The organism is Streptomyces sp. ADI95-17 (genome assembly GCF_003846175.1).
GTDB lineage: Bacteria > Actinomycetota > Actinomycetes > Streptomycetales > Streptomycetaceae > Streptomyces > Streptomyces sanglieri.
In genome coordinates this window covers 214,757-219,459 of sequence record NZ_ML123051.1, presented here as the reverse complement: position 1 = coordinate 219,459, position 4,703 = coordinate 214,757, and the positions used below count along the sequence as shown (strand labels likewise).

Below are 4,703 nucleotides of genomic sequence, written 5' to 3'. Positions count from 1 at the left end.
CCCTAGTGCCGTGACCGCTTTGGTTCGCCGGGTGGGATCCGGCAGGATCTTGTGCATGTTCGAAGAGAAGCTCGAAGCGCTCTCGCAGGTGATGGCCGAGCACATGGCCATGCCGTTCCCGCCAGGCTTCCGCGGCCTGGGCATCGAGGACCAGGACATGGTGATGCTTGATGCGGACGCCTGCGGCTACGCCCTGGGCGTTCTCAAAGGCCCGCTCGACGAACAGCGCGGTGAAGGCTTGATCCGGCTGACGGCGGTGTTCGAGAAGGTTCTCCCTGCGATCGACGACGAGTACGCGACCAGGTACTACACCCACGTCCGCGATATGGCTGTGCTGGCCGCCGAAGTCGAGAATCTGCGCGAGAAGTAGCCCTCCGACCTGGAAGGTTCGCCCGGCTCATGGCCGCGGCGGTTGGATGTGTGCGGTGACGTCCAATCCGACCGCTGGAGGCGCGATGGCCGAGCCTGTCCGTGTGCGCAGGTTAACCGACCAGGAGGGGCAGAAGCTGCAGCAGATCGTGCGTCGGGGCAGCACCAGTTCGGTGCGGTTCCGGCGCGCGATGATGCTGTTGGCTTCGGCCGGCGGGAACCGGGCCCCGGTGATCGCGAAGCTGGTCCAGGCCGACGAGGACACCGTCCGCGATGTGATCCACCGGTTCAACGAGATCGGCCTGGCCTGCCTGGACCCTCAGTGGGCGGGAGGCCGTCCCCGCCTGCTCAGTCCTGACGACGAGGACTTCGTCATCCAGACGGCCACCACCCGCCCGGCCAAGCTCGGCCAGCCCTTCACTCGCTGGTCCATCCGCAAACTCTCCGCCTACCTGCGCCGCGTGCACGGCCGTGTGATCCGGATAGGCCGCGAGGCGTTACGGTGCCTGCTCGCCCGTCGCGGCGTCACCTTCCAGCGCACCAAGACCTGGAAGGAGTCCACCGATCCTGACCGCGATGCCAAGCTGGACCGGATCGAGCACGTCATGGACCATTTCCCTGACCGCGTCTTCGCCTTCGACGAGTTCGGGCCGCTCGGCATACGCCCGACCGGCGGATCCTGCTGGGCCGAGCAGGGCCGGCCCGACCGGGTCCCGGCGACCTACCACCGCACCCACGGCGTGACCTACTTTCACGGTTGTTACTCCATCGGCGACGACACCCTCTGGGGTGTCAACCGCCACCGCAAGGGCACCACCAACAGCCTGGCCGCGCTCAGGTCAATCCGCGCCGCTCGCCCCGACGGCGTCCCGATCTACGTGATCATGGACAACCTCTCCGCCCACAAGGGTGCCAAGATCCGCCGGTGGGCGTGGAAGAACAAAGTCGAGCTGTGCTTCACCCCGACGAACGCCTCCTGGGCCAATCCGATCGAGGCGCACTTCGGGCCGCTGCGGCAGTTCACCCTGGCCAACTCGAACCACCCCAACCACACCGTTCAGACCCGCGAGCTGCACCGCCATCTGCGCTGGCGCAATGCCAACGCCCGCCACCCCGACCTCCTGGCCGCCCAACGCCGCGAACGAGCCCGCATCCGCAGCGAGAAGGGCCTCCGCTGGGGCGGCCGACCGTTGGCCGCGGCCTGAGGCTTCCCGCCATGACGGCCTACTCGGCCATCTCCTCGGGAGAAAGACGAGTGATCTTCTTTGCCGCTTCGGTCTCGACCAGGGTCAACGCGCCAATCCAGTTCCCGTCTTCGGGATACTCCCAGTTGGCCGCGTCTTCGAGAATCGCCGGAAGCTGATCACGAGGCACCAGCTCGCCGGGCTGGAAGCCGTTCTCCCCGGCGGGGGAGGTCCACGGCGCGAGTCGGCGGACCTCGGTCCACCCGCGATCGATGAGAGCGAGCAAGATTCCCGCCAGCTCGTTGACCGGTCGAGACTGGTCGGCTTCGTCGAGATCGCCCCAGACACCAGGCAGGATGTCGATCTCATAGGAATTGACCATGAAGGCTTCTTCAGACTTGGTCAATGTGTCCCACTCTTGCTTGCTCACTCAGCAATCGTCGCAGAGCTGGGGCACGACAGACTCCCTACACGGCTGACCAGACCATCCCAACTCGGAGCTCACCCTGACCGCGGGGACCCGGTGAACCTTCGCGGTCACAGCACTAGATGCTGGCGCACCACGCCGTCGACTTCTGGCTGCGCGGGAAGCACCTTTGGCTTCTTCCCGAGCATCGGCGCGGTGAACCCCTCGCTCACCGCCAGCGCGCGGCGGTCTACCACGGTCACCGCGACGGTGACAGCCGCAGCGCACGAGCAGCGAACCCGCGGCCGAAAATCACCACCCGCCGGTGCGTCACGTGGTTTTGCACAGGGGATCAGCCTCCGGTGGCGAAGCCGGGGAAGAGAGTCATGCCACCGTCGACGTAGAGCGTGCTGCCGACGACGTAGTCGAGCAGGTCTGAGGACACGGCGACGACGGCGTTGGCGATGTCTTCCGGGTCGCCCACGCGGCGGTACGGAATCAGCCGCAGCAGGTTGGCCTCGGCCTCGGGGGTTGACCAGGCGTCGCGATTGATCGGTGTGCGGATCGCGCCGGGTGCAACCGCGTTGACCCTGATCCGATGGGGGGCCAGCTCCTGGGCGAGGGTCTGCATCAACATTCCCACACCCCCCTTGGAGGAGGCGTAGTTCACGTGCCCCGACCAGGGGATGATCTGGTGGACCGAGCTCATGCAGATGATCTTCCCTGCCGACCGGGACACCTCTTCCACCACGCCGCGCCGCATGAACTCCTTGGCGGCCTCCCGAGCACAGAGGAACTGCCCGGTCAGGTTGACGTCGATGACCTTCTGCCACTGGGCGAGAGTCATCTCCGTCACGGCCGAGTCCCGCTGGAGGCCGGCGTTGGCCACCAGGATGTCGATGGTTCCGAACTCCTCGACCATCCGGGCGACTATGGCGACCACCTGGTCCTCGTTGGACACGTCGGCCTCGTGGGCGTAGGCGCGAACCCCGAAACCCTCGATCTGCGCACAGACCTTCTCGGCCTCTTCCGCACCGACGACGTAATTCACCACCACGTCCGCTCCGGCCCGGCCCAAAGCAATGGCAGTCGCCTTGCCGATACCCGAGTTGGCGCCGGTCACCAGCGCCTTCTGGCCCCTGAGCAGCTGCGCGGACATCGCCCCACGGTTCTCGTCGGAGTTTCCTGCCACCACGATCTCTCCTCTCGGCGTTTCGGACGGCACGCCCTCAGGGAATGGTCGTTCCTGGGGAAGGCCAGGTGTCGGCGGGCCCGCCAGGACAGATCCAGGAGCCGTCGCACACCCTGCCTCAGACGAAAGCACCCTCGGCCGTAGGCGGGGTAGACCGGCGCGCAACGCAGCTGTATTTCGACCGGGCACCTCACACGGTCGGGTTACGAACTGCCCCCGAACCTTCCCCGGTGGGCCCCATGCGGCCCGTCGGGGCCACGTGCCAGGTGGTCGCCCACGAGTACAGCATCACAGCTGTCACGGCGGCCCCCGCGAGCGTGCCGCCGAACGCCGGCCACAGCGCCGTACGGGTGCCCGAGGCACTGGTCCCCATCACGGTGATAGTGGCCAGCAGGGCCCACAGGCCGTGGGACAGGTCGAGCGCGCCCACGATCAGCCGGCCGGCCGCCAGGGCCAGCGCGATCCGGACGGCGTTCTGGAAGTACACCGACCGCGGCGTGAGATGGGCCTGCAGGCGGCGCGCGTAGAGCGACAGCGATGACCGGCCTGCGTACCAGAACGGGCCCTGCCAGTCCGCGGGGTCCCGACAAAGGGCGCAGCGGGAGAATCCCCCTCCGGGGAGACCTCGGGGCGCCGGTTTGTCCTATTGATCAGAAACTCAAAGGGTTCTCGTCCAGGACGTAGCGGACGTGCGGGCCGCCGAGGTAGCCGCGGACGATGTGTGGTTGACGCTGGCGTCTATGGAAGAACCTGCGGGTTTCGGCGGCGAGTTCGGTCTGGTTCCTGGCCCGGTGGGTGTGGGGCAGGCTGCGTTTGAGGTCGGCGTTGACCAGCTCGTCGGGGTTCAGCTCGGGTGAGTACGAAGGCAGGAAGTGCAGCTCGATCTGGTCCTTGTGGCCGGCGAGCCAGGCCTGGAGGGTCTTCGAGCGGTGGGCCGAATGCCGGTCGACGATCAGGTGGATCTTCCGGTCGAAGTGCCCGACGAGCCGGGCGAGGAAGCGGCACATGACCTTCGCGTCGAACGACTCGGTGGGCCCGGCGGGCACCGCTACGGTGAAAGGCGGCGCGCCTCTGGGCTACGGGCGGGGACGGTATGGATGCGGTCAGAGCGCGGGCAGTGCCTGCGGCGGACGTGAACCCCGGCGAGCTGGTCCGCCTCGCGCGCAAGGAACGGGGACTGACGTTGGCCCAGCTCGGGGAGCTGGCCGGCTACTCCGCAGCTCAGGTCTCCCGGTACGAGCGCGGTATCTCGCCTCTGACGGACGTCACCGTGATACGTCGCTTCGCCGACGCGCTCGGTATCCCTTCCCAAGTGCTCGGCCTCGCCCCTCAGCGAGACGTTCGACATGGGCAGGTGATCGGGCCAACCACCGCCTACCCTCGCCTCCCGGCCCCTAGGGTGGCGGGGGTAGCTCGGAAGGACGGTGAGGATCCGGTGCGGCGCAGGCAGGTACTGGCAAACCTCACGGTCACGGTCACGGTCACGGTCACGGTCACGGTCACGGTCACGGTCACGGTCACGGTCACGGTCACGGTCACGGTCACGGTCACG

General features: G+C 67.3%; 7 protein-coding genes and 1 pseudogene. 3 read left to right on the top strand and 5 right to left on the bottom strand.

Annotation, left to right across the window (positions count from 1 at the left end):
• The first annotated feature begins 55 nt into the window (after positions 1 to 55).
• A complete protein-coding gene (locus tag EES42_RS35795) occupies positions 56 to 370 on the top strand; it encodes a hypothetical protein (RefSeq protein ID WP_124722396.1) in 315 nt (104 codons plus the stop codon).
• An 85-nt stretch (positions 371 to 455) separates the two neighbouring features.
• Positions 456 to 1,574 (top strand): IS630 family transposase, encoded by a 1,119-nt coding sequence (locus tag EES42_RS35790; RefSeq protein ID WP_124722395.1) that lies wholly within the window; start codon positions 456 to 458, stop codon positions 1,572 to 1,574.
• 19 nt (positions 1,575 to 1,593) lie between these two features.
• Here the strand turns inward: EES42_RS35790 and EES42_RS35785 are convergent, their stop codons facing one another.
• The 5 genes and pseudogenes from EES42_RS35785 to EES42_RS35770 form a co-directional block, all read right to left on the bottom strand.
• On the bottom strand, positions 1,594 to 1,983 hold the full coding sequence (locus EES42_RS35785) for a hypothetical protein (RefSeq protein WP_124722394.1): 390 nt from the start codon (positions 1,981 to 1,983) through the stop codon (positions 1,594 to 1,596).
• A 107-nt stretch (positions 1,984 to 2,090) separates the two neighbouring features.
• Complete coding sequence (locus EES42_RS47405) at positions 2,091 to 2,222, bottom strand: hypothetical protein (RefSeq protein ID WP_277426160.1); 132 nt, start codon at positions 2,220 to 2,222, stop codon at positions 2,091 to 2,093.
• Between the two features lie 89 nt (positions 2,223 to 2,311).
• Positions 2,312 to 3,118 (bottom strand): SDR family oxidoreductase, encoded by an 807-nt coding sequence (locus EES42_RS35780; RefSeq protein ID WP_206433779.1) that lies wholly within the window; start codon positions 3,116 to 3,118, stop codon positions 2,312 to 2,314.
• Positions 3,119 to 3,341: 223 nt separating this feature from the next.
• A complete protein-coding gene (locus tag EES42_RS35775; RefSeq protein ID WP_124722393.1) occupies positions 3,342 to 3,638 on the bottom strand; it encodes an FUSC family protein in 297 nt (98 codons plus the stop codon).
• A gap of 163 nt (positions 3,639 to 3,801) precedes the next feature.
• Positions 3,802 to 4,182 (bottom strand): annotated as a pseudogene (locus EES42_RS35770) (transposase); the annotation flags it as partial.
• 62 nt (positions 4,183 to 4,244) lie between these two features.
• Between EES42_RS35770 and EES42_RS35765 the strand changes: the two are divergent.
• Positions 4,245 to 4,703 (top strand): helix-turn-helix domain-containing protein (locus EES42_RS35765; protein WP_164495472.1); only part of this gene is annotated, 459 nt, incomplete at its 3' end.

What these genes read in the sequence shown, in the direction of transcription:
- EES42_RS35795 (WP_124722396.1), top strand. Translation starts at nt 56, where the DNA reads ATGTTCGAAGAGAAGCTCGAAGCGCTCTCGCAGGTGATGGCCGAGCAC.
- EES42_RS35780 (WP_206433779.1), bottom strand. Translation starts at nt 3,118, where the DNA reads ATGTCCGCGCAGCTGCTCAGGGGCCAGAAGGCGCTGGTGACCGGCGCC.
- EES42_RS35790 (WP_124722395.1), top strand. Translation starts at nt 456, where the DNA reads ATGGCCGAGCCTGTCCGTGTGCGCAGGTTAACCGACCAGGAGGGGCAG.